The organism is Acinetobacter chengduensis, from assembly GCF_003664645.1.
GTDB lineage: Bacteria > Pseudomonadota > Gammaproteobacteria > Pseudomonadales > Moraxellaceae > Acinetobacter > Acinetobacter chengduensis.
Genome location: NZ_RCHC01000005.1, coordinates 58,193 through 82,045 on the forward strand (window position 1 = coordinate 58,193; position 23,853 = coordinate 82,045).

The 23,853-nt window shown below is 39.6% G+C and carries 21 protein-coding genes and 1 pseudogene; 10 read left to right on the plus strand and 12 right to left on the minus strand.

The annotated features are described in order from the left end of the window. The first annotated feature begins 35 nt into the window (after window positions 1-35). Together D9K81_RS05830 and D9K81_RS05835 are read left to right on the plus strand one after the other, a co-directional pair. Window positions 36-1,763 carry a YadA-like family protein gene (locus D9K81_RS05830; RefSeq protein WP_120374362.1) on the plus strand — a complete coding sequence of 576 codons (1,728 nt, stop codon included), beginning with the start codon at window positions 36-38 and terminating at the stop codon, window positions 1,761-1,763. A 502-nt stretch (window positions 1,764-2,265) separates the two neighbouring features. Beyond that, entirely contained in the window at window positions 2,266-4,311 is a 2,046-nt protein-coding gene (locus tag D9K81_RS05835; RefSeq protein ID WP_227601960.1) for a TonB-dependent siderophore receptor, read from the plus strand. 142 nt (window positions 4,312-4,453) lie between these two features. On the opposite strand, the gene D9K81_RS05840 is transcribed toward D9K81_RS05835, so the two are convergent. Further along, entirely contained in the window at window positions 4,454-4,933 is a 480-nt protein-coding gene (locus tag D9K81_RS05840; RefSeq protein ID WP_120374364.1) for a copper resistance protein NlpE, read from the minus strand. Window positions 4,934-5,150: 217 nt separating this feature from the next. Between D9K81_RS05840 and D9K81_RS05845 the strand changes: the two genes are divergently transcribed. Continuing rightward, complete coding sequence (locus tag D9K81_RS05845; protein WP_228199826.1) at window positions 5,151-5,735, plus strand: 1-acyl-sn-glycerol-3-phosphate acyltransferase; 585 nt, start codon at window positions 5,151-5,153, stop codon at window positions 5,733-5,735. 71 nt (window positions 5,736-5,806) lie between these two features. Here the strand turns inward: D9K81_RS05845 and D9K81_RS05850 are convergent, their stop codons facing one another. Beyond that, window positions 5,807-6,124, minus strand: a complete 318-nt coding sequence (locus tag D9K81_RS05850; RefSeq protein WP_120374365.1) for a hypothetical protein — start codon at window positions 6,122-6,124, stop codon at window positions 5,807-5,809. A 332-nt stretch (window positions 6,125-6,456) separates the two neighbouring features. Here D9K81_RS05850 and D9K81_RS05855 point away from each other — a divergent pair, with 332 nt between their 5' ends. Further along, window positions 6,457-6,714, plus strand: coding sequence for a hypothetical protein (locus tag D9K81_RS05855; protein WP_120374366.1), 258 nt, complete (start codon window positions 6,457-6,459; stop codon window positions 6,712-6,714). Between the two features lie 13 nt (window positions 6,715-6,727). On the opposite strand, the gene D9K81_RS05860 is transcribed toward D9K81_RS05855, so the two are convergent. The 3 genes from D9K81_RS05860 to mrdA all read right to left on the minus strand — a co-directional run bounded on the left by D9K81_RS05860 (window position 6,728) and on the right by mrdA (window position 10,313). Beyond that, window positions 6,728-7,471 carry a sulfite exporter TauE/SafE family protein gene (locus tag D9K81_RS05860; RefSeq protein ID WP_120374439.1) on the minus strand — a complete coding sequence of 248 codons (744 nt, stop codon included), beginning with the start codon at window positions 7,469-7,471 and terminating at the stop codon, window positions 6,728-6,730. A 209-nt stretch (window positions 7,472-7,680) separates the two neighbouring features. After that, the gene (rsmD, locus tag D9K81_RS05865) at window positions 7,681-8,241 is read right to left on the minus strand and encodes a 16S rRNA (guanine(966)-N(2))-methyltransferase RsmD (RefSeq protein ID WP_120374367.1); all 561 of its coding nucleotides are present in this window, start codon (window positions 8,239-8,241) and stop codon (window positions 7,681-7,683) included. Window positions 8,242-8,249: 8 nt separating this feature from the next. Next, the gene (mrdA, locus tag D9K81_RS05870; protein WP_120374368.1) at window positions 8,250-10,313 is read right to left on the minus strand and encodes a penicillin-binding protein 2; all 2,064 of its coding nucleotides are present in this window, start codon (window positions 10,311-10,313) and stop codon (window positions 8,250-8,252) included. Window positions 10,314-10,549: 236 nt separating this feature from the next. On the opposite strand from mrdA, the gene D9K81_RS05875 reads away from it, so the two are divergent. The 4 genes from D9K81_RS05875 (at window position 10,550) to D9K81_RS05890 (ending at window position 13,459) form a co-directional block, all read left to right on the plus strand. After that, window positions 10,550-11,068 (plus strand): hypothetical protein, encoded by a 519-nt coding sequence (locus tag D9K81_RS05875; protein ID WP_120374369.1) that lies wholly within the window; start codon window positions 10,550-10,552, stop codon window positions 11,066-11,068. A gap of 62 nt (window positions 11,069-11,130) precedes the next feature. Beyond that, on the plus strand, window positions 11,131-12,447 hold the full coding sequence (locus D9K81_RS05880) for a hypothetical protein (protein ID WP_120374370.1): 1,317 nt from the start codon (window positions 11,131-11,133) through the stop codon (window positions 12,445-12,447). Window positions 12,448-12,530: 83 nt separating this feature from the next. After that, the gene (gene adk / locus D9K81_RS05885) at window positions 12,531-13,190 is read left to right on the plus strand and encodes an adenylate kinase (protein ID WP_120374371.1); all 660 of its coding nucleotides are present in this window, start codon (window positions 12,531-12,533) and stop codon (window positions 13,188-13,190) included. Window positions 13,191-13,273: 83 nt separating this feature from the next. After that, entirely contained in the window at window positions 13,274-13,459 is a 186-nt protein-coding gene (locus D9K81_RS05890; protein WP_120374372.1) for a hypothetical protein, read from the plus strand. A 38-nt stretch (window positions 13,460-13,497) separates the two neighbouring features. Here D9K81_RS05890 and nth read toward each other — a convergent pair whose 3' ends face one another. Both nth and D9K81_RS05900 read right to left on the minus strand, forming a co-directional pair. Then, a complete protein-coding gene (gene nth / locus D9K81_RS05895) occupies window positions 13,498-14,193 on the minus strand; it encodes an endonuclease III (RefSeq protein WP_120374373.1) in 696 nt (231 codons plus the stop codon). Further along, on the minus strand, window positions 14,190-15,017 hold the full coding sequence (locus D9K81_RS05900) for an RnfABCDGE type electron transport complex subunit B (protein ID WP_227601946.1): 828 nt from the start codon (window positions 15,015-15,017) through the stop codon (window positions 14,190-14,192). The genes nth and D9K81_RS05900 overlap by 4 nt, the downstream gene beginning before the upstream one ends. A gap of 305 nt (window positions 15,018-15,322) precedes the next feature. Here D9K81_RS05900 and gdhA point away from each other — a divergent pair, with 305 nt between their 5' ends. Then, on the plus strand, window positions 15,323-16,666 hold the full coding sequence (gene gdhA / locus D9K81_RS05905; protein WP_120374375.1) for an NADP-specific glutamate dehydrogenase: 1,344 nt from the start codon (window positions 15,323-15,325) through the stop codon (window positions 16,664-16,666). A 90-nt stretch (window positions 16,667-16,756) separates the two neighbouring features. On the opposite strand, the gene D9K81_RS05910 is transcribed toward gdhA, so the two are convergent. The 3 genes from D9K81_RS05910 to rlmH form a co-directional block, all read right to left on the minus strand. Continuing rightward, the gene (locus D9K81_RS05910) at window positions 16,757-17,530 is read right to left on the minus strand and encodes a DUF4377 domain-containing protein (protein WP_120374376.1); all 774 of its coding nucleotides are present in this window, start codon (window positions 17,528-17,530) and stop codon (window positions 16,757-16,759) included. A gap of 168 nt (window positions 17,531-17,698) precedes the next feature. After that, complete coding sequence (locus D9K81_RS05915; protein WP_120374377.1) at window positions 17,699-18,475, minus strand: dioxygenase family protein; 777 nt, start codon at window positions 18,473-18,475, stop codon at window positions 17,699-17,701. Window positions 18,476-18,611: 136 nt separating this feature from the next. Then, entirely contained in the window at window positions 18,612-19,094 is a 483-nt protein-coding gene (gene rlmH, locus D9K81_RS05920; RefSeq protein ID WP_106986135.1) for a 23S rRNA (pseudouridine(1915)-N(3))-methyltransferase RlmH, read from the minus strand. 185 nt (window positions 19,095-19,279) lie between these two features. On the opposite strand from rlmH, the pseudogene D9K81_RS05925 reads away from it, so the two are divergent. Continuing rightward, window positions 19,280-20,228 (plus strand): annotated as a pseudogene (locus D9K81_RS05925) (M28 family peptidase). Between the two features lie 451 nt (window positions 20,229-20,679). Here D9K81_RS05925 and lon read toward each other — a convergent pair. Together lon and D9K81_RS05935 are read right to left on the minus strand one after the other, a co-directional pair. After that, window positions 20,680-23,106, minus strand: a complete 2,427-nt coding sequence (gene lon, locus D9K81_RS05930) for an endopeptidase La (RefSeq protein ID WP_120374379.1) — start codon at window positions 23,104-23,106, stop codon at window positions 20,680-20,682. A gap of 146 nt (window positions 23,107-23,252) precedes the next feature. After that, window positions 23,253-23,849: a 5-formyltetrahydrofolate cyclo-ligase gene (locus D9K81_RS05935; protein ID WP_120374380.1), complete on the minus strand. Its 597-nt coding sequence runs from the start codon at window positions 23,847-23,849 to the stop codon at window positions 23,253-23,255. Window positions 23,850-23,853: the final 4 nt, after the last annotated feature.

Below are 23,853 nucleotides of genomic sequence, written 5' to 3' on the forward strand. Positions count from 1 at the left end.
GCAAACCAGTCTTTTTATAAAAATTGGAGAAATTCATGAAGTTTCAAAAAACATTGCTAGCAGCTACTATGGCAATTATTGCATCACATACAGTAAATGCTGCAGATGTTACACTCAGCGACAGTACAGGTCCTTTAGGTTCATGGACCACAAATGATACTAAAGTAAACGTTGATGTGAAAAATGGCTTGGTTAATATTAACGCAGAGTTATCTGATATAAAAACAAATGGTTCAGCGACAATTTCTGAGGATTTATTAATCCCGACAATTGATAATTCTTTTAATGGTACGGGTGGTCAAACAGTACTTGATTACAATTACTCGAGTTCAATTGCTGCTGATGAAGTTAAGCAAACTCAAAAAGTTACAGCTGATCTAATTCAGTTAACACAAAGTTCTTCATCTGGGAAATATACAACGAGTGAAGTTCGTCAATCTGAAGTGACTTATGATGCAAATGGTGAATATGTTGGTAGTTTAGCTCTGGGGCTAAAACCAAATACATCAGCAACTACTAAGTATGAGGCTAATAAAAATAATGGTACCCACACTATTAGTGTTGGTAAATTGGAAAAAAATGATGAACATTACTCATTCCAAGTTACTCAAAGTAAAGATAATGTAAATAAATCTACAACTATTACTGCAGGAAACATTGACCTAGGTAGCGGAACAAGCTCGCAAAAGGTTGCGACTGGTGATTGGAAGAAAGGTCAGGCTTATGCTATCTATGAAGTTACCCAAAATGGTAAAACATCAAAAGTTGAAACTTTTGATGGGAAATTGGCAGACGGTACTGCATTCAATGTAGATAATCCAGATTATAGCCAAGTGACTTTAGTTTCAGTTGGTGCAGGTGGTACACAAGCTGTTACAGTTAGCCAGTCTGAAGTTGTTAAGAAAGTTACAGATAGTAATGTCACTTATGGTGAAAAAACAACTCAGCAAAAGGGTACCAACGTAGTTGGTGATCTTTATGATGTAGATGCTGCAGGTAAGAAAATCGCAGGTACGGATAAAGCTTTAGATCAAACTTTTGTTGTAAGTGGTCAGGGTACTGTTGTTAATGAGCAGTCAGTTGTGACAGGTATTATTGGTCAAGATGCCGATAATAATAATGTTTATGGTGTTGTAGCTTCTAACATTACAACTGATGCAACTACAGGTACTAAAACAGAGCAAACGTCTGAATTGACTGGTAAAGGCTTAGTTGTAAGCAATGGTACCAATCAAACTAGTATTTCGGCAGATGGAATTTCTACAACTGGGGATTTAACTATTTTTGCGGGTTCTGATAAGGAAACCACGGTTGGTAGTTTCGTACAAGCAACAACAGCTAAAGTAGAAACCCAAGTAAATGAAAAGCTAGCTTTAGTTGACACAAAAGTTGAAGCTATTGATACAAAAGTTGGCACTATTGATGCAAAAGTTGTTGAAGTGGATTCTCGTTTGACTGCTCAGGTTGGTCAATTGGGTGGTCGTGTTGATCAATTAAACAAACGTATTGATGACGTAGAGAAAACTTCTTACCGTGGTATTGCAATTGCATTAGCTGCTCAACAGCAAATTCCAAACATTGGTGCAGGTCAATTTGCAGTATTTGGTGGCGCTGGTCACTATGAAGGCGAATCTGCAGCTGCTTTAGGTGTTGCAAGCGTATTGGCTGATGGCCGTACTGCATTCAGTGCTGCTCTAGGTTTTGCTGGCGGTAATGAAGTTGGTGGCCGTGTAGGCGTATCTTATGTATTTGGTGGTAAATAATTACCCGTAAGTACATTTGGATTAAACAAAAGATCCCCGCTTTGCGGGGATTTTTTATATTTCAAATTGAAGCATTTTTGAGTAATGAGAAGGCTATTCTGGATGCAGAGCTAAAAAATAATTTTAGAAAAATATTTATCTTGAGTTGAGGTCGCATCCCCAGTCTTTGCTCTACAGCAGATTAAGCCATAGTTGAGTTTAGTCATGTATTAAATACTGCTGACAGCATTAATTATTAAGTTTTTATTTTATATAATATAAATTTTTATAATCTAAAAATCCTGCATTAGAGTTTAGCTAGATTAATTTAAACAATACAAAAAATTTAATAAATTATTTTTCAGATTCAATTGCTTATTTTATCTAAAAACTAGTGCTGAAATAATAGACATATTTTATAAATATAAATGATTATAATTCGCATTAATTTCTTATCTGGTCATGTGAAGTGCAATATCCACGCTCATCTTTGTCATTATCCATTCTTGTTGCTTTAAGTCCCATGGCTTATGCAGAAACATCTACAGAAGGGCTAAAAACAGCTCAACAACTGCAAACCATTACAGTTGAGGCCTCCAAGCAAGGTTCCAAATATGTTGCAACTCAAGCACAAGCTGTACTGCGTACAGATGCACCGTTGTTTGAAACTGCACAGGCCATTAGTGTATTGACTCAACAACAGTTAGAGCAGAAGCAAGTAAAAACCGTTGCCGAAGCATTAGAAGGTGTAGCAGGCGTAACGGCAGGCCAATACGGTCGTAGAGGATGGGATGATTTTACTATTCGTGGACAAATTTCAAGTTCGCAAACTTATATTGATGGGCTCAGAATTCAAACTTCGGATAATGTATTACGTTCTGAAGATATTTCAGGCCTTGAATCGATTGAAGTTGTGAAAGGGCCAACCTCAGTTGGATTTGGTTTAAGCTTACCAGGGGGAATGGTGAATCTGACCACCAAACGACCACAAGCAACTACAGAGGCTAAAGGAACGCTCAGCGTTGGTAGTTATGGATTAAAAGAAGGTACATTTGATCTGAATTACGCACCAAATAACACAGAAAAAGGGGCATTTCGATTGGTAGGTCGAGTGTCAGATCAAGATGATCCGACAGATCAGGTGTTTTTTAAAAATTATTATATTGCGCCGTCTTATAATTTTGATTTAGGTGAGAAAGATGAACTTTCAGTTATAGCAAGTTATCAGCATCGAAATTATTTACGTCAACAAGGCGTGCCTTATAGTCAGGGAGATTATGTCAATTACTCACATAACCTTTTTTTTGGTGATCCCGATTATGGTTATGATGTGGATGTGTACCGCTTAGGCGCAAACTATACACATTATTTTGATCATGATTGGATCTTTAAGCAAAATTTTGCTGTTACCCAAACTGATACGATTGGTCATTCGATATTGGCCTCGGGACGCAGTACATTACCTATCATTAAACGTGCCATTAACAATCAAGATAAACACGATATCAATTATGCACTCGATAGTAATATACAGCGTAAGTTTGATTTTGGTGCAGTGCAGTATGATTTGATGGCGGGTTTAGATTTAATGCACGAGCGCAGTGATTATTACCGTCGCACGGACACCATTAATGACTTTAATGTGAATTCACCTAATTATGGTGATGTTGTGATTAAAAAGCTGGGTACGCCAAGCCATGAAATGACCTATAGTCAATATGCGGGTGCATACGTGCGTAATACTTTCAGTATAGATGATACATGGAAAGTCTCATTATCTGGACGTCATGATTGGACTCAAGTCGAAATTAACAATTTACTCAATGGTTCAAACAAGAAAAATTCTGATAATGCATTTACAGGCAGTGCCTCTGTTATGTATCGCATCAATGATATGTTTGCACCCTATATCAGTTATTCGACATCATTTATGCCTGTGACGGATTCAGGTGAAGATGGAAGTTTATTAAACCCAGAAAAAGGTGAACAAACTGAAATTGGTGTTAAGTTACAAGCTTTAGATCAGCGCTTACAGGGTTATGTGGCTTATTATGATTTGACTCGTAAAAACGTAACAGAAACGGACAGTTCAGGAAATTTTTCAATTCAAACTGGAGAGCAGACAACCAAAGGTTTTGAAGCGGAGTTGGCTGCTACACTAACTCCGCAGTGGAAAGTATTGGCGAGCTATAGTTATATTCCAACAGCAAAAGTGACTGAAAGTCTAATTAGCAGTGATATTGGTATGCGAACCAATCATATACCTAAAAATGCCGCATCTTTATCGACACAATATTTCTTTAGTCCCGATCAGTTGGGTTGGCGTGTAGGGGCGGGCATGCGTTATCAAGGGGCGCGTACTGCACAGCGTGGTACGGATTTTGTTGAACTGCCTACTTATGTACTTTTTGATCTTAATGCAGGTTATGAAGCTAAAGATTGGAGCGCAGGTTTGAGTCTTAAAAATTTGTTTGATCGTGAATATTTGGCAGGAACCACGCCAAATGCTCAGCTGGTCAATTGGGGCGATCCTCGAATGTTACGTTTTAACCTAAGTTTCAAATACTAAATTTGCGTTGAATATTTAGCGATCTTTGAAAAATAAAAATCCCTGCTTATATGCAGGGATTTTTATTTTTAAGCTTTTTACACAAGCTGATGATCAATGCTTAAAGAGCTGTCAGCCATGAGTTAAAGTAAAACACTTAAGGCTATTCTTTTATTAATTTATAATTCAGTTTAGTCTCAAACGCTTTGCCTGTTTCAATATCACGGGCTTCTACATAGTTTTCGCCCACAAAGAATTTACGCTGATCGGCATTTTGATCGAGTGTAATAATGGATGGCTGATTTGCATCAAAGCTAAATGTGCCTTTAGTTTTAGATTCGAGCTCTTTGCCTTTACCTAAATACTCTTCTTTTAGTTCATAGGTTTTATCTGATTTTAATTCTAGTGTGGTTTTAATACCTTCGCAGTCTGCGCAAGGAAATACGCCTTTATAATCACCTGCCCAATCTAAGGCATTTTCTGCACTATCGCCAGTTGGTGCAGGCGTAGTTGCTGTTGCTGTACTTGCAGGCGTTTGTTGTTCAGTTTTTTCAACGGATGGTGCTACTGTGCTGGTTTCATTTTTGCTACAGGCACTTAATGCAAATATAGATAATGCACTAATTAAGATAATTTTTTTCACGTGATTTGCCTACCTTATGAAGATCAATAAAAAATAATTCATTTTGGAATGATGTTGTACAGTGATCTTGTAAATTTATGAATGTCCAGATAAAACTGTGACGCATCTGCCTGAACAGATGTATTTTATTTGGTTGTTTGTTGAGCTGGTTTGTCTGTTAATTTACCATAACATCAGTACAATCACGACACTTTAAATTGGGGTTTGCGTGGTTGCTGTGTTAGAAAAATTTGCGGAAAAAAGTCTGAATGCAATGGGTTGGGAAATTGATAATCATTGGCCACTCAATTTGGATCAATGTGTGATGATTGCTGCGCCACATACCAGTAATTGGGATGCACTTTATGCACGCTTAGCATTAAAGGCAATGGGGGTAAATGTCCGTATTACCATTAAAGACAGCTATATGAAATTTCCATTTGGACCTTTTGTTCGAGCAATGGGTGGAATTGGAATTGACCGTCGACCAAAAGTTGAGGGTGAGCAACGTTTAAGTATGGTTGATGTCATGAGCAACTTATTTAAAGATCATCCCAAGCTGGTCATGTTAGTCACACCAGAAGGCACACGAGCAAAGCAAGAACAGTGGAAAACAGGCTTTTACCATGTTGCAACTAATGCAGGTGTACCTATTGCTTTGGCCTATATGGACTATGCAAAGAAAAAAACGGGTGTAGGTAAAATTGTTTACCCAACAGGAGATTATGAAAAAGACATGGCAGAAATCATGGATTTTTACGCACAAATTCATGCGAAATTTCGAGAAAGTTTTAGTGTGGACCAACGCTATTACGCGAAATAAAAAATAGGGCTTAAAGCCCTATTTTTATGGGATGGTTACAGCTGTGGAATGACATGAGGCATGAAAGAAACTTAATGTTGTATACCACCTAAATTTTGACAAGCTGCTTTGTAGATGAAAAATTGCTGCTCAATCACTTGGTCTAAAGGTAAGTCAAACAGATGTTCTCCCTGTTTGTAACTTTGAATATAGGATTGAGCTTTTTGTTTACTCGATGCCAATTTATGTTCATGAAAACTGGTAATTGAGCTGCGTCCCATTTGACTGGTTTCAATGTTATTGCAGTGAAACTGGTCAAATAATTTTTCAGCTTTACGGATTTCGCTAGATGTGCCAAACATACAACCTGTAAGTAAAAATAGCATTACAGGCATGAAAATGTATTTCATGAGAGATCAATAGGAGGTGTGGGCGTGTAAGTGGCTATTGTATAAATATATAAAATTAAAACTGTATAAATTTATTGAACAATTGATCAAAAAATAAAAAGATAGATAACACAATTGAAAGGCTAAACCAATTTGGATTAAATTTTATAGAGTTCAGCATAAATTTGGACGATTTAAAATGTTTAGGCACGAATATAGTTGTGTATTTTATCCATCCGTATTTCGCAATTTGATGACTTAAAGATACGGAATTTTACATCTCCTTCAAGATATCTTCAGAATAAATTTTAATAATCAGCCTCACATACAGTTGGATGTATAAGGTTGTGCTCATGCAATTAAAACGCTGTAAAAAGTCTTTCGCAATTTTATGTTTAATGTTGGCTAGTTCGAGTTATGCGGCTGATGTTCCATCAGATATACACGCCATGACCACATCGCAAATAACATTGGTTACTCACCCAATACCAATGACCGGTGCAGTATTAAGTTCAGTCGGCCATTCGGATGATCCAGATATTAAAGAGGTGAGAGAGGAAGAGTCTCCCTTACGTGATTCTAAACCTTTACGTACAGCACGGCCTAAATAGCAAGTGGTGTGTTTTAACTGGCTTCTACCATACTACTAAAAAGTAGGAAGCAACCCGAAGAAAATAGTAGAGCCAATACACTGTGCTTAAACTGTCGCTCTGAAATTTTATAAAATAGTTTTGCGCCCAGCATTGCTGGGAGGCTCACTGCAATAAGTAATACCAAAGCATAGGGGAGTAGTTGAGTCTGTAAGGTTCCTTGGGCTAAATAAGCAATAAGGGTAAAGAGCTGGATAGCAAAATTAAAATGGCGCAATATAAAGCGTTGTTCTTGTTTTGGGCGCTGTTTGAGCATGAGCCATGCGGAAGGTAGCGAACCACAAAAACCGCCTAAGCCTCCTAAAATCCCCCCAAAAAAACCAATACTGGCATCAGCATAGCGACCAGATTGTTGAATGCCCTTAATTTGGGGGTTAAACAGCATAACTGGGCACCAAATAATTAAAAAAATTCCAAGCAATAGCTTAAAAGTATGTGCCTGAATTAAGTCTAAAAGATAGGTACCTAAAGGCACGCCAATTAAGCCTGCGATGATATAGGGAATAACCAGCTGACGTGACGAGTTATGCTGTCCACTTTCTTGTCTGAGGGAAATGACATGGCTCCACACCGAAGCGAGTACCACTAAAGGTGCTGCCAATTGGGGTGGTAATACCCAAACCCAAAAAGACATGGCCACGAGTGCAAATGCAAAACCTGTTAAGCCTTGTATAAAGCCCGCCAGCATTGCACCTATGATAAAAATCAGCCAAGTCATGAAAATCATGTACGAAAATTGAGTCGCTTATCTTAACGAAAGATAGCAGTTTTATTTAACTGGAATTCACCTATGCTTAGCTGAAATTTTAATATTCTTCAGCATTATAGAGGGGAATAAGTTGAGTGCCATTATAAAAAGACGCATTCAGCGTCTTTTTATGTCAAAGATATTTTAAATGCTAGCTCAGGATGAGCCGACTAAGAAAATTAAGGCTGAGAGGTTTTTTGAAATAAGCCAGCACGTACGGTTCCCGCTTTGGTCTCTTTAATTTTATGCCAAGAAGTCGGAAGTGTTAATTTGCTTAAATCTTGATCTGCTTCTACATAAATCAATGCTTGGTGTTTAATTAGAGGGTCTGCCAGCTCAGCCAATTCTTGCCACAAATCTAAGCTATAAGGAGGGTCTAAAAATACCAAATCAAATTGCTGTTTTAAGCTTGGAAGGGTCTGTTGTGCGGTGCCTACTTTGAGTTGAGCTTGTGCTTTGGTCACACGTAATAACTCAAGATTTTGAGTTAAAAACTGAGCTTGATTACGGTCAGGTTCAATCATTACAACTTGGCTGGCACCACGTGATAGTGCTTCAAAAGCCAAAGCACCTGAACCTGTGCAAATATCTAAAACCTGCGCGTTTTGCACATCCCACATCAGCCAGTTAAATAATGTTTCACGTACACGGTCAGGCGTTGGTCGAAGACCATCAATGGATGCAAATGGGAGTTGGCGACGCTTCCACTCACCACCAATAATACGTATTTGATTTTTCATAATTCAATTCATTCCACATCATTCGATGTTGCTACAGGTGCTGTCAAAGGCGCAGGCACGGGGGCTGATGCTACTGGGCTTGATGCTGGTGTTGCGTTGTGGCTATTTGCATGGCTATTGCTTTGAGTCGCTGCATTTGGGTCAGCAGACAATATATTACTACCACTTGGCAGTTCACCTGGTTTAATGCCTGCGGTCATTAAGCCACCGCTAATTTGATGGTTTGCAGGTCGAATTGGGTTTTTCTTACGTTGCAATAACCAATAATCAAAAATTGGACGTGCTAATTGGGCAGCGGAGCCACCATGACGACCATTTTCCCATACTACAACAATCGCAATTTCAGGATTTTCTGCAGGTGCGAAGCCTACAAACAGACCATGGTCCAGCTGACGCTCGGTTAAAAGAGCTTCATTGTAGCGTTTACCTTGCGCAATACTTTTGACTTGGGCTGTCCCTGTTTTACCAGCAATATGATACATCGGTGTACGAATACCACGGCCGGTACCGCTTTCAACAACATCGACCATCGCATCACGCATTTTGATCCAATCTTCAGGCTTACCATTAAATTCGATATGGCCATCAGGTGCATTGTGTGCCTTATAGGCTTTAAAGCCCTTACTGTCACGAAGTACATGGGGAGTAACATGCGCGCCTTGATTGGCTGTGATTGCGGTTGCCATTGCAAGCTGTAGCGGTGTCGCTGTAAAAGCACCTTGGCCAATACTAACGGAAATGGTTTCACCTTTGAGCCATTTCGACTTACGGGTACGCATTTTCCATTCAGGGCTTGGATATAGACCTTCACTTTCACTTGGTAAATCGACGCCAGTTTTCGAACCAAAGCCAAATTGGCGCATCCAAGTGTTCATTTTTTCAATACCCATACGATACGACAGGATATAAAAATAAGTATCACAGGAAACAATTTGAGCTTTATGCATATTCACAGAGCCATGCCCCGTTTTTTTATGGTCACGGAAGCGATGACTATCACCAGGTAAAGTGAAATAACCTGGATCGGCAATGGCCGTATTCCAATCTACCAAATTATAGTGCAAACCGCCCATACCAAACATTGGTTTAATGGTTGAACCTGGTGGATACGCACCTTGTACAGCACGGTTATAAAGTGGCTGATCTAAATTATCACGTAGCGCGCTATAGTCCTTGCTACTAATCCCCGTCACAAAAAGGTTAGGGTTAAAACTCGGACTAGACACTAGGGCTAAAATTTCACCTGTACGTGGGTCCATGGCAATAATTGCACCACGGCGCCCTGCTAGTTGTTCTGAGGCAACAGTTTGCAAGCCATAATCTAAAGATAAAAAGAGATCATTACCACGAACAGGATCTTTACGGCCTAAATGACGTAAAACATTGCCGTGTGCATCTGCTTCAACAGATTCATTGCCAGGTAACCCATGTAATAATTCTTCATAAGACTTTTCAACCCCAATTTTACCAATCAGGTTTGTGCCTGCGTAGAGGTCTTTATCAATACTTTTGAGTTCTTTGTCATTAATACGACCGACATAACCAATCACGTGCGCAAAGAGTTCGCCATGTGGGTAATAGCGTGTCATTTGGGTCTCTATGTTGACACCCGGAAATTGATATTTTACTTCGCTAAATTTAGCGATTTCAATTTCGTTTAAATTTAGCTTAAGCGCTACACGTTCTGTTTTTTTAGAGGTCTTAATACGACTTTTAAAGCGATCGATATCTTCTTCCGTTAAATTTAAGATCGGAATTAGACGATTCACAGTGTCATCGATATCTGGAATATCTGCACGGCTCATGGTGGCAGAAAATACAGGATAGTTGTCTGCCAGTAACACACCATTACGGTCATAAATATAACCACGTGCAGGTGCTAAAGGCTGTAGGCGAATACGGTTTTGATCTGATGCAGTTGAAAATTCTTGATAACTGCTGATTTGGAGATAGGCATAACGTACCACCAATAACAGCATAAAGAAAATAACTATACCTGCTGAAATCAGTACCCGATTGCGATAAATGCGCTTTTCTTGCTGTACATTTTTTAAAGGAAAGTGCTGCTTCATACGCGATCGGCTTGACTCAGAAACTAGAGGGAAATTTGAAGATGAATATTCTAACGCAAATGCAGTTTTTTGATAGATAAAAAATGTCTGCATTGTATGTTCTGTCTAAACTTTGACTTTGTAGACATCAAAAAGGTAAATTGCAGTATATAAGGATGCGAATAATTCTGATAAAGTCAAATCGCATAAAAATAGGAAATCTATTACAAATATAATTACGGAAGATGGTGAAAATAATGAACAAAGTTTATTCTTTGTTGGCTTTTATATTGGTAACCAATACTGCTTATGCACAAGACAATAGCTTTCTGCCAGAAGCAAAGTTAAAGCAAGGCGATGCGCAGACATTGAACCTCGGGGTCGGTTTTACGCAAAAAATGATCCATTTAAATACCGAATGGGTGAATCCTTACGGCATTGCTTATGTGAAAGGCGGTGTATATTTAAATGATGATCATACCGCAGGTGGGCAAGTCGGTTTTCGCTACCCAGTGCAATTCACAGGTAAAGATAAAAACGGTTATTACCTAGGTGTATACGCAGGCCATATTGACAGTAAAAAAGTCGATAATAGCTATGAAAGTCGCTTAGGTGGTGGTGTAGATTTAGCCTATGTCATGATGAGTCGCGAAAGGATCAGTACCTTTAGTGTGGGTATTGGCGCTGGCGAAAAATTGACAAATAATGATGGGACTGTTGCTGCAGAAACGAAACCGCAGCTACAATTCTCCTATACTATAAGTATTGGATTATAGTAACAATATTGCCTGTGATCTCTTTAGAGTCGACTTAATAAAATTAAATATGGAAATGATACATGCTTGAGTACGTCAGCGAATTATGGCAAACCTTTACACAGCGTCCAGATTTTTGGGCCGTGCTCAGCATTATCCCTGTTACTGCATTTGTTACATGGGCACATGTATGGATGGCGCTTAAAATGGTGTTTTACCCAATTAATTTTTGGGGTTTCCATTTAGGCCCATTGCCTGTGGGATGGCAGGGGATTGTGCCACGTAAAGCTGGCCGTATCTCTGGGATTATTACTGACAATACGCTATCCAAATTAGGTTCTTTGCAAGAGTTTTTAAATGCGATGGACCCTGAAGATATGGCGCGTATTATTGGTGAGCAAGTGGGCTTTGAGCTCGAACATCTCATTGATGAAGTTATGATCGATCGCAATGCCGTATTGTGGGAAAACCTTCCATATTCGATCAAACGCCGAATTTATGCACAAGCGCAAAAACAATTACCAGGTACGTTAAAGGAACTTGTGACCGAACTGACCATGAACGTTGAGTCACTAGTCAACATGCGCGACATGGTGGTAAGCCAAATGGAAGGCGACCGCAAATTGATGGTACGCATGTTCTTAAAGGTTGGCCAAAAAGAGATTAACTTTATTTGGCATATTAGTGCATTGATAGGCATGTTCTTTGGTATTTTCCAAATGATCGTTTGGTTTGTTGTGCCTTGGCATTGGACAGTGCCATTTTGGGCGGCTATTTGGGGTTTCTTAACAAACTGGATCGCCATTTGGATGGTGTTTAATCCTGTAGAGCCACACTACGTGCGCTATCCACAGTTTTTTGAGTTGACTAAAGGACATAAATTCCCTTGGATTAAACCTGTGATTCCACGTATGGGTACTTACAATATTCAGGGCGCATTTATGAAACGTCAGGAAGAAGTATCCGATGTATTTGCGAGTGTGGTCACTGAAGAGCTAATCACCTTAAAGTCGATTATGACCGAAATGATGTATGGTGCTAAAAAAGATAAAACGCGCCGTATTGTGAAACGCCATATTAATGAAATTATGGAAACTCCGTTGGTCAGAACGTCTTTACAGCTGTCTTTAGGACCAAAAGAATACGCAAAACTCAAGACAGACTTGATTGACCGCTCAATAGAAATTACGATGGTGCCTGTATGCGACCCTGCGTTTAATGCGAGCCGTGCACAGAAAATCTTTCAAATGTTTAAAGACCGTATCCGTGAGTTAACGCCAAAAGAATTTCAAAACCTATTACGTCCTGCTTTTCAGGAAGACGAATGGATTTTGATTGTACTTGGGGGTGTAACTGGTTTTATCGCTGGTACAATACATTTGTTCGTGGCTTTCTTATAATTAGATGCTGGCAGCAAGATCGAATTTGATTGATCATCGCTGAGCAGTGTTATACATATTGTTTTAAATGAGGATGTTTATTTATGCGCATTATTTTACTCGGACCACCTGGAGCAGGTAAAGGTACACAAGCTCAGCTGATCTGTAAGCGCTACAATGTCCCACAAATTTCAACCGGTGATATGCTCCGTGCTGCAATTCGTGAAGGAACTGAACTAGGCCTTAAAGCTAAAAGCGTCATGGACAATGGTGGCTTGGTTTCAGATGAGCTTATTATTGGTCTTGTAAAAGAACGTATTGCTCAACCTGACTGTGTAAACGGTTGCATCTTCGATGGTTTCCCACGTACGATTCCACAAGCCGAAGCGTTGGAAAATGAAGGCATTAATATCGATCACGTGATTGAAATTGATGTACCAGACGAAGAAATCGTACAACGTCTTTCTGGTCGTCGTCAGCACCCTGCATCTGGTCGTGTTTACCATATCGTCTACAACCCACCAAAAGTGGAAGGTAAAGATGACGAAACTGGTGAAGACCTTGTGCAACGTCCAGATGACCAAGAAGAAACGATTCGTAAGCGTTTAGGTTCATATCACACTGAAACAGAACAATTGGTTGGTTTCTACCAAGGCCGTGCGGCTTCTGGTGAAAATGCGCCAACATACGACAAATTGAATGGTCTTCGTCCAATCGAAAACGTTCAAACTGATTTGTTTGCGATTTTAGATCAGTCAAAATAATTCGATTTTTCGAATTTTGACTTTCAAAGAGCCCTAAGTCATATTAGGGCTCTTTTTATTGGTTTTTATGAATAGGTTAAATCATGGAAATAGGTGTTGTTTTAATGATGCTGGTTACAGTTGCTGTCGTAATTGGTGTTTCTGTGATGAGTTATAAAATGCTGGTAAATGTGCGTAAGCAAGAGGCTCTAGAGCGCAAGCAAGCAGGTGCCCCTGAGCGCCAATTACATCCAAAAATTAAACAACATCAAGATGAAAAAAATAAATAAGATCTTATGTCAAAATCATGAATTAAAAAAAGCTGAACTTAAAGTTCAGCTTTGCTGTTTTTGATTTGTATAGGTCGAGTCGCACCAAATTCAAAGCGATCTGGCCAGTTGCATACATCCGATACAATGCATTCATTACACTTGGGCTTACGTGCAATACAACAATAACGACCATGTAAGATCAGCCAATGATGTGAATCTACAATAAATTCTTTAGGAATCACTTTGACTAAGCGGTGTTCAACTTCCAAAACATTTTTACCAACTGCTAATCCCGTACGATTCCCCAAACGAAAGATATGCGTATCTACAGCCATAGTCGGCTGGCCAAATGCAGTATTCAGTACCACATTAGCCGTTTTGCGTCCTACACCAGGCAAAGCTTCTAGGTTAGCACGGTTATTGGGCACAACACTGTTATGCTTTTCAATCAGCATTTTGCAGGCTTTAATCACATTTTCGGCTTTTGAATTATATAGGCCAATGGTCTTAATGTATGTTTTGAGCCCATCAACACCTAATGCATAAATTGCTTCAGGGGTATTGGCAACAGGGAAAAGCTTATCCGTCGCTTTATTCACACTGACATCCGTTGCTTGTGCAGACAGAGTCACAGCCACCAATAATTCAAAAGGATTAGAATAGTTTAACTCAGTTTCTGGGTGAGGGCGCTGTGCTCTTAAACGTTCAAAAAAAGTTTGAATTTGCTTTTTAGTCATGTTTTTTACAGTCATACGGATGCTCCCTGTAATACGCTAAGTTGAACCATCAGTTGTTCAAGCATTTGGCGTTTGTTGGAATCTTCACGTACGCTCAGTTGTTTTTCTAACTTTTTGATTTGTGTTCTAATTTTAGCTAATTCAATGGTGGTTTTTGCATCAAGCTTAACGGCAACAGGTTCTGGTTTTTCAGCCACTTGTATTTCTGGCATCACAGAAGACTGCGCAGAAAATTGAGCAAAAAGTGCGGTATCAATTTCGGCGCGTACTACAGGCCCTTTACGATCAACACGGCGCTTTTCTTCACGCTGAATATGTGAGTAATAACGCTCGCGCAGATCATTTTGTTCTGTAATGCGGATGATCTCTGTAGGAATACTTTGTAGGTCTTCGACCAAGTCAATACAATCTACTGGGCATGGTGGAATACACAGCTCGCAGCCCGTACACAGGTCAGTCAAAATAGTATGCATTAATTTGCCAGAGCCAATAATGGCATCGACCGGGCAGGCACTAATACATTTTGTGCAACCAATGCATTCGTCTTCGCGAATAATCGCCTTCATACGTTGTGGACGACCATCGCTTTGCGTTGGCCATACGCTTTCTTCAGCAGTGAGTTTTGCACGGCCTAATAAGCTGGCAAGGGCATCTGCAACAGGCTGACCACCAGGGACGCATTTATTGGCTTCTTCACCTTCAGCAATCGATTTGGCATAAGGTAAGCAACCATCACGGTGACCACATAAACCACACTGGGTTTGCGGTAACAGAGCATCGATACTTTGAATCAGGGAAAATTGAGTGTTCATGTGAAACCAAAACTGCGGGGCAGACAAAATGTTAAAAATGGCTGAAACGCAATACTAGCATGTTTTTGAACATAATTCCTCTGCACGAAAATAGCACTAGATATGCATTAAAATCGAGCAAAAATATGCTTTCATATATGTGAAAAAGTTATTAATTGTATAAAAAAAAGTGTTATTAATTTTAATTAAATTGCTGTTGTTAAACAAAAAATAAAGTTTTTTTAAAAAACTGTTGCCGAATGTAAACAAAAGATATTTAATGTTTTGCGCCAAAATAAATCATTGATTGAAATTTTGACCAATTTTGATCCATTTCTGCTGAGGATTAAGCGTTGAAATACAACAGCCTTAACGACTTCCTAGATTACGTAAAATCACGTGATGCTCATCAACCAGAATTTCTTCAAGCTGTTGAAGAAGTAATGACTAGTCTCTGGCCATTCATTGAAAAGAATCCACAATATGCTGATTATGGTTTGCTAGAACGCCTAGTAGAACCAGAACGTGCGATTCAATTCCGTGTATCTTGGGTTGATGACAAAGGTCAAACTCATGTAAACCGTGCTTTCCGTGTTCAATATAACTCGGCAATTGGTCCTTTTAAGGGTGGCATGCGTTTCCACCCATCTGTAAACCTTTCAATTCTTAAATTCTTAGGTTTCGAACAAACATTTAAAAATGCATTAACTACTTTGCCTATGGGCGGTGGTAAAGGCGGTTCAGATTTTGACCCTAAAGGTAAATCTGAAGGCGAAATCATGCGTTTCTGCCAAGCGTTAATGATCGAGTTATATCGTCATTTAGGCTCTAACACTGACATCCCAGCGGGTGATATTGGTGTAGGTGGCCGTGAAGTTGGTTACATGGCGGGTATGATGAAGAAGCTCAGCAATGACACTTCATGTGTATTCACTGGTAAAGGTTTAACTTTCGGTGGCTCTTTGGCTCGTCCAGAAGCAACTGGTTACGGTACTGTGTATTTCGCTGAGGAAATGCTCAAGACTCGTGGCGATAGCTTTAAAAATAAAGTTGTAACGATTTCAGGTTCTGGTAACGTTGCTCAATATGCTGCTGAAAAAGCAATGTATTTAGGTGCAAAAGTCGTTTCACTTTCTGACTCTGCGGGTACTGTATTCGTTAAAGACGGTTTTACAACTGAGCTTCTTGCTGAAGTGATGGAATTGAAAAACGTTAAACGCGGTCGTATCTCTGAATTTGCATCTAAACATGGTTTCGAATATCTTGAAGGCAAACGTCCTTGGGGTATTAAGTGCGATATCGCGCTTCCATGTGCAACTCAAAACGAATTAGATGAAGCTGATGCTGAAGCCCTTCTTGCAAACGGTGCGATCTGTGTTGCTGAAGGTGCAAACATGCCTTCAACTTTGGCTGCTGTAGAGAAATTCGTAGAAGCGAAAATTCTTTATGCACCAGGTAAAGCATCAAATGCGGGCGGTGTTGCAACTTCTGGTCTAGAAATGTCTCAAAATGCAATCCGTTTGGGTTGGACTTTTGAAGAAGTTGATGAGCGTCTACACGCGATTATGAAAGAAATTCACCGTAACTGTGTGAAATTCGGTACTGAAGAAGATGGTACTGTAAACTACGTAAATGGTGCGAACATTGCGGGCTTCGTAAAAGTTGCTGATGCGATGCTTGCGCAAGGCGTTTACTAAGTTTTAAGTTAGTACAAAATAAAAAAACCGAGGCTAAATGCCTCGGTTTTTTATGCCTGATAAATGAAGATCTATAGGTCTAAATCAAACTTATAGTGAGCCTTTAATCGCTTCGCGTTCAACCGCCATGTCATATACATAAGCATATTTAGACTGGTCTGCTGCTGGGTTTTTAATTTCATAACGTTTTACACGAATGATTTGACGTTCATTTGGACGATGTTCAAAACCTTCAATTTGGTTATAAAATAATGTCCAATCTTTGTCGACTTGGGTTTTCACACCATTGTCTGCATATTTAACTTCACGTACTTGTAGGCAAGTTTGTGGTGCAACACCAGTACATTTTTTTGTTTCAGGGCTGACTTCGAGAAAAATAGTTTCGCCTTGGGTTTGGTATTTTGTTTCAGGTGTCATTTTGCCTGTAAACACATACGGCGTACCATCTTTTGCGATCAGTGTTAAGGTTGGTGCATTAACATCATTTAGATTTAATTTAAATGCCGTTTTACCGTTCTCAAAAATCTGACCAGCAATACCTTCTTGTTTCATCAAATCACCAGAACAAGCCATCATTGTAGACATCAGTGTGCCTGTTTCAATGATGTTAGATTCAACTTTCCAAGAGCTGGCCATTGTGTTGCATGATGTACTAATGCTAAGACGATTATCGTCTGAAAAATTAAGCACTAAAGGTTTTGGTACACCTGTATCGGTACTCCATTGATAGGAAGCCAAGGTTTTATTTGCATTTTGCTGTTGTAATACAGACACGGCTAAATCTCCTGCTTTTTGTAAATCAGCAGTTTGGCAGGCAGCCAATGTGAGTGGGAAAAGAGCAATGGCTAAAAATTTTAATTTCATGTTTTAGTCTACAAATAATTGATTTAAATAACAGAATTTAGAATACATTAATTAAAACATAAACTAATGGATACATTTTGAACATTTAAGTATCAAAATGTATCCATAAATAAAAAATTGTTAAATTATAAAATATTTTTATGCAATAGCTTTTTTTGACTCAAAAAACTAGTCAAAGCGATAAATATCTCGCCCTAAAGCACCCATAGAATAGCTATGGTGCACAATGTTAAAACGCTTGCCTGTACCCATAGCAAAAAATAACGGCGCAAAATGCTCTAGGGTGGGGTGGTTGCGTAGCACATGAGGAATGGTTTGCCAATCCAGCACGGCATCAAAATCATGGTGCTGTAGTTTTGCTACGACATAATTGCGAAATACAGAACACCATTCTGGAGTGGTTGGCTTTGGATTCTGCCATTCTATTTCCCGTAAATTATGCGTAATACTGCCAGAACCAATCAATAAAATTTGTTGTTCGCGTAATTCTGCTAGAGCACGGCCAATACTGAAAATATCTTCCGCCGATAAATTCATAGGCAAAGAAATTGAAATGAGTGGAATATTTGCTTCTGGATACATGTGGAGTAGTGGCATCCATACGCCATGATCACGCGGACGTGTGTTATTGGCATGGGCTTCAAATCCTGTTTGAGCCAGCAAGTCTAAAATATGCTCAGCCAGTTCGGGTTGACCCGGAGCGGGATAGCGAATCTCATACAATTCGGCAGGAAAGCCACGGAAGTCATGCCATGTTTCAGGACGTGAGGCTGTACTGACTTCTATGTCTTTACTCTCCCAATGGGCAGACATCACAATAATTGCTTTGGGCCGAGGCAGGTTTAGGCTCAAGCGCTCGAGTGCTGGCCCAATTTGCTCAGGATTGATGGCTAACATGGGTGAACCATGAGAGATAAATAAGCCAGGCAAAGTCTGTAGCTTCATAGGAGAGATATGCCCTAAATAAATTTAGGCATGTACATTTACATGCCTAAAGGGAGAAAAATGGATATTTTATAACATGATCATACACAGGATACAGCGTTTAAAAATGACAGTTGCCTGTGAATGAGATACGAAATTAACCTGCACGATGATAAGGATGATTATTATTAATACTCATTGCTCTATATAGCTGTTCAATCAGCATAACGCGTACCATCGGATGTGGTAGGGTTAATTTGGAAAGCGACCAATGCCATGCTGCAGCTTTGCGAACTGCCTCAGAGTGGCCATCTGGTCCACCAATGGCTAAAACTATATCATTACCTTCAAGCATCCAGCCCTTCATGGTTTCTGCCAGTTTTTCCGTACTAAATTCACGGCCACCGACTTCTAAAGCAATCAGCACTTCATTGTGTTTCATGGCATTTAAAATACTATCGCCTTCAATTTGGCGGTATTTTAAAATATCTGCTTCAGAATCATTTTTACCGCGTTTTGCCATTGGCAATTCAATAATTTGTGTTTGTACAAAAGGTTGAATGCGCTTGAAATAATCTTCAAAGCCAGTAAGTACCCAAGCAGGCATTTTTTGGCCAATGGTCAAAATACGAATTTTCATAGAGGGCAGGGTAACAGCAAGAAAGGCCTATTATAACGCTCTAATACACTATTGCGAATTTCAGACACAAAATGCAATTGAATTAGTCCAACTATTGTTGCTTTAATACCCGAATATCGTCCGTGGTCTAAGTCATTACGGGTCAAAATAATGATATAAAACGATCAGCAGTGAGAATAATAATAATGCTCCAACCGCGCCAAAGATCTGTTCAAAAAATTGGGTTGTATTTAACCTTCTTGTTGCTATTCAGTTTCAGCTCGCTGGCGTTTGCAGCTATACCAGCAGATGCAAAAAACTTACGTGTCTATATGGAGCAAGTGATTGGTGCCCAAGCGGGCCGTCATGCACAAAATATTCAAGAGCTCAATCGAGTGTCGGCATGGATTAGAGAACAAATGCGTTTGTTTGGTGTGCCATGCCAATATCAAAATTATACGGTCAATAGCCTACCTTATCGTAATGTGGTGTGTTCTCTAAACACAGGTAAATCACAAAAAAGTTGTGGTGGGTGCGCATTATGATGTTCTACAAGACGCCATGGGGGCAGACGATAATGCATCTGGTGTAGCAGGGGTAATTGAGATTGCTCGTATTCTGGCGACTGAAAAAGCCAGCCTTAAACATAATATTGATTTTGTTTTTTATACGTTGGCTGAGCCACCGTATTTCCGTACAGAAAATATGGGCAGTTTTATTCATGCTAAATCTTTAGCCAAGCATAAACAACAGATTGTGGCAGTCTATATTTTAGAAATGATCGGCTATTTCGATGAAAATGAAGTGCAACAATATCCAGCAGGTTTAAAGTGGATTTATCCAGCGCATGGCAATTTTATTGCTGCTGTGGGTAATCTCATGTCACGTGATTTAACTTATGACTACTGCACAGCCATGAGAAAACTCAACGCTCTGCAGTGCGAACGCTTAATTGCACCGAGTTTTATGCAGGATTTAGATTTTTCAGATCATTTGAATTATTGGAAATTTGATTTTCCAGCCATCACCATCACAGATACAGCAATGTATCGCAATAAATATTATCACACACGGCAAGATACTTTAGATCGTCTGGATACTGAAAAAATGGGGCATGTAGTGAATGGTGTAGTGAAAATGCTACTGAAGGAATAGACATAAAAAACGCAGCCCAGAAAGCCTTCGGACTGCGAAAGGAGGTTACCAACCTGGAGATGTTGGTAACCATTCTAGATGTAAAACATCAAAAACATAAAAAGAAACATACAGCGCGTATGATCTTATAATTAGATATGGGGTTATTTTGTGTATATTTCAAGCGAAAAATCAAAATTTTATAAAAATTAAAATGATTCGCTAGGTTTTTCTTTTTAAATATAAAAATTTATCAATGGCTTAAGTTTGATAAAAAATTTGGTTATTTTATATATTTTCTTAATCAACTATTGCTTGTATATCGCACTCGTAGTATGTCCCATTCTTTTGGATGGGATGAAAGCACTTAAATAGTCTTAAACATTTTTGTAGTTTAAAAATCCAGTTGATCTGCTGGAAATGAAAAAGCCCTGTCGAAACAGGGCTTTTATCTAAAACTAAAACTAGGCGATTAATGACGCGCAGCTTTACCTTCTTCAGTTGTTTTCACAATGGGTGCTTTAGCCAAAGGTTTAGGCGTATCTACCAAAGCCAAAGGTAAAATCTCATCAATAGATTTCACAGCTTTAATTTCTAGACCTTGTTTAACGTTCTCTGGAATTTCTGCCAAATCACGTACGTTTTCCTGTGGAATAAAGACCAGTTTAATTCCGCCACGGTGCGCAGCTAAAAGTTTCTCTTTTAGACCACCGATTCGCATTGCACGACCACCTAGACTGGTTTCACCTGTCATTGCAATATCTGGACGAATTGCAATACCTGTGAAAGCAGAGACTAAAGCAGTTGTGAGGGCTAAACCAGCAGATGGGCCATCTTTTGGTGTTGCACCTTCTGGTAAATGAACATGCACATCGGTTTCTTCAAAACGTGAAGATTCAATGCCGAGTTCATCTGCACGTGTACGTACAACCGTCATAGCAGCAGTAATGGATTCTTTCATTACATCGCCAAGAGAACCAGTGGTAATGAACTTACCTTTACCTTTGACAGCAGCAACTTCAATCGTGAGTAATTCACCACCGACTGAAGTCCAAGCTAAGCCATTTACGCGACCCACTTGAGCTTCATCTTCAGCCATACCGAAGTCAAATTTGTGTGGACCTAAGTAGTCAGGTAAGTTGCTCGAATTCACTTCAATTTGAAGATTTTTCGCTTTTTTGCTTACCGCTTCTTTAACCACTTTACGCGCAATTTTAGAGACTTCACGTTCTAAGCTACGCACACCTGCTTCACGTGTATAACGCTGTACAATGTCGCGAATCGCTTCTTCGTGAACCGTCAATTCTTTTGCACGTAGGCCATTGTTCTTAATGGCTTTAGGAACAAGATAACGCTCAGCAATATTCACTTTCTCGTCTTCGGTATAACCCGGTAGGCGAATGACTTCCATACGGTCAAGTAATGCTTCTGGAATATTCATGCTGTTTGCAGTACAGATGAACATCACTTCAGACAGGTCTAGATCAAGATCTAAATAGTGATCGTTAAACTTACTGTTTTGTGATGGATCAAGTACTTCAAGCAACGCAGAAGCAGGGTCGCCACGGTAGTCTTGTGCCATCTTGTCAATTTCATCGAGTAAGAACAGAGGGTTCTTCACGCCGACTTTAGTTAAAGACTGCACAATTTTACCTGGCATCGCACCAATGTAAGTACGACGATGACCACGAATTTCAGCTTCATCACGTACGCCACCAAGTGCCATGCGGACAAACTCACGACCTGTTGCTTTTGCTACAGATTCACCAAGCGAAGTTTTACCCACACCTGGAGGACCAACTAAACATAGAATTGGGCCACGGAGTTTTTTCACGCGTGATTGCACTGCAAGATATTCCACAATACGATCTTTAACGTCATCTAAGCCATAATGATCTGTATCTAAAATTTCTTGTGCTTTGGCCAAGTTAATGCTGACTTTGCTGGCTTTATTCCAAGGTGTATCTAAAATCACCTCTAAATAGTTACGCACTACAGCCGCTTCACTTGACGCAGGTTGCATGGCTTTGAGTTTACGGAACTCAGCTTCTGCTTTTTTACGGACATGCTCAGGCAAGTCTGCTTCAGCCAAGCGACGCTCAATTTCTGCAACGTCGTCTTCTGCACCGCCATTCATGTCAGAAAGTTCGCGTTGAATGACCTTCATCTTTTCATTGAGGAAGTATTCACGCTGGTTTTTTTCCATTTGGCGTTTTACAGAGTCATGCAAAGTTTGTTCAATTTGCTGTTCTTCAGACTGCTGCAGTAAGTACGTCATTAATTCTTGCAAATGTGCTTCGAATTGATCGTGTTCTAAGAACTTTTGCTTAATGTCGATGTTGAGTGGCACGCGTGTCGCAACAAAGAACAATAACTGCAAAAGATCAGTAATTTTGTTGGCTGCTGCAATCAGTTCACGTGCATTACGCAGTTTTGCCTCAGCATACTGAGCAAATAAAGTACGTAATTCTTCAATACGTGTACTTTGTGACTCAGACTCCAGATCAATTGTGATTGGGCTTAAGCTGTGTTCAGCCGTTAAATAATCATTGTCATCAATGATTTTTTCGAGCTTAGAACGGTGCAAGCCTTCAATTAATACTTTTATACAGTTTTCATCATTTTCATGATTCACAACTTGCACAATCTTCGCGACAGTACCGTATTGATATAAATTGTCGTGATCAATTTCTTCTGTAAGCGAATCTTTTTGTGCAACTACAAATACTAGATTGTCACTGTTACGAGCCACATTCACTGCATTAATCGATTTTTCACGACCAACAAACAGTGCAATTTGCATATGCGGGTAAACCACCACGTCACGCAGCGCTAAAAGCGGTAAAATGCTAGGAACTTCGAGTTCTAAGCTTTCTTCATTCATAATAAGTTCAGACATGGGCACTCCTAATGAGTGACAACGGTGTTGCCATATTTTTATAGTGATGGGTATTTTTAAAATTACAAGGGCGACGCGATATAAATTGTGCGAAAAATAAGTAAATATATGTTTTTTAACCATTGTTAATGGTCAAAATGATCAATTTAGCGTTTAAAACGGTGTATATGCGGTGGTGTTAATAAGGCATCTAGCGGTTGATCCCATTTTTCACGTTTTAAATAGCCGTCATATCTTTGAAACTCATGTGCAAGCCCTAAGCGAAAAGGTTGCTGTACTGCTGTTGCCAAGGTTTTGTCGTAAAAACCACCACCCATGCCAATCCGTGTGCCTAGATTGTCACAGGCCAATAATGGCATAAGCACAAGGTTCAAACGGCTGATGTGCAAACCTCTTGAGCGCATGGGTTCTCGCATACCTAAGCGATGCGGTGCAAAGCGCCGTGTACGAAATTGATGCTGTGAAATACGCACCCATTGTAAGCGTTGATTCATATTACAAATGAGGGGTAAATACACCGCTTTGCCATGCTCAAAACAATATTCAATGATCTTGCTGGTGTGAATTTCGCCAAAGGCATGTAAATAAACGCCAATATGCTGTGCATGTTTAAATTCGGGCAGGCGGATTAAACGGTTGTATGTGGCTTGTTCAGCTTGTTTTTGTTGGAATATGCTGAGGCTACGGCGTTGCTTTCTAAGCTGTTTACGAAGCTGTTTTAAATCGACAGGAAAATCAAGCATACAA

Coding starts and splice junctions, on each gene's coding strand:
- nth (WP_120374373.1), bottom strand. CDS start 14,193: ATGACTGTAAAAAACATGACTAAAAAGCAAATTCAAACTTTTTTTGAA.
- rlmH (WP_106986135.1), bottom strand. CDS start 19,094: ATGAAAATTCGTATTTTGACCATTGGCCAAAAAATGCCTGCTTGGGTA.
- rsmD (WP_120374367.1), bottom strand. CDS start 8,241: ATGAAAAATCAAATACGTATTATTGGTGGTGAGTGGAAGCGTCGCCAA.
- D9K81_RS05835 (WP_227601960.1), top strand. CDS start 2,266: ATGGCTTATGCAGAAACATCTACAGAAGGGCTAAAAACAGCTCAACAA.
- D9K81_RS05855 (WP_120374366.1), top strand. CDS start 6,457: ATGCAATTAAAACGCTGTAAAAAGTCTTTCGCAATTTTATGTTTAATG.
- D9K81_RS05915 (WP_120374377.1), bottom strand. CDS start 18,475: ATGAAGCTACAGACTTTGCCTGGCTTATTTATCTCTCATGGTTCACCC.
- D9K81_RS05880 (WP_120374370.1), top strand. CDS start 11,131: ATGCTTGAGTACGTCAGCGAATTATGGCAAACCTTTACACAGCGTCCA.
- D9K81_RS05935 (WP_120374380.1), bottom strand. CDS start 23,849: ATGCTTGATTTTCCTGTCGATTTAAAACAGCTTCGTAAACAGCTTAGA.
- lon (WP_120374379.1), bottom strand. CDS start 23,106: ATGTCTGAACTTATTATGAATGAAGAAAGCTTAGAACTCGAAGTTCCT.
- adk (WP_120374371.1), top strand. CDS start 12,531: ATGCGCATTATTTTACTCGGACCACCTGGAGCAGGTAAAGGTACACAA.
- D9K81_RS05910 (WP_120374376.1), bottom strand. CDS start 17,530: ATGAAATTAAAATTTTTAGCCATTGCTCTTTTCCCACTCACATTGGCT.
- D9K81_RS05890 (WP_120374372.1), top strand. CDS start 13,274: ATGGAAATAGGTGTTGTTTTAATGATGCTGGTTACAGTTGCTGTCGTA.
- D9K81_RS05830 (WP_120374362.1), top strand. CDS start 36: ATGAAGTTTCAAAAAACATTGCTAGCAGCTACTATGGCAATTATTGCA.
- D9K81_RS05875 (WP_120374369.1), top strand. CDS start 10,550: ATGAACAAAGTTTATTCTTTGTTGGCTTTTATATTGGTAACCAATACT.
- mrdA (WP_120374368.1), bottom strand. CDS start 10,313: ATGAAGCAGCACTTTCCTTTAAAAAATGTACAGCAAGAAAAGCGCATT.
- D9K81_RS05850 (WP_120374365.1), bottom strand. CDS start 6,124: ATGAAATACATTTTCATGCCTGTAATGCTATTTTTACTTACAGGTTGT.
- D9K81_RS05860 (WP_120374439.1), bottom strand. CDS start 7,471: ATGACTTGGCTGATTTTTATCATAGGTGCAATGCTGGCGGGCTTTATA.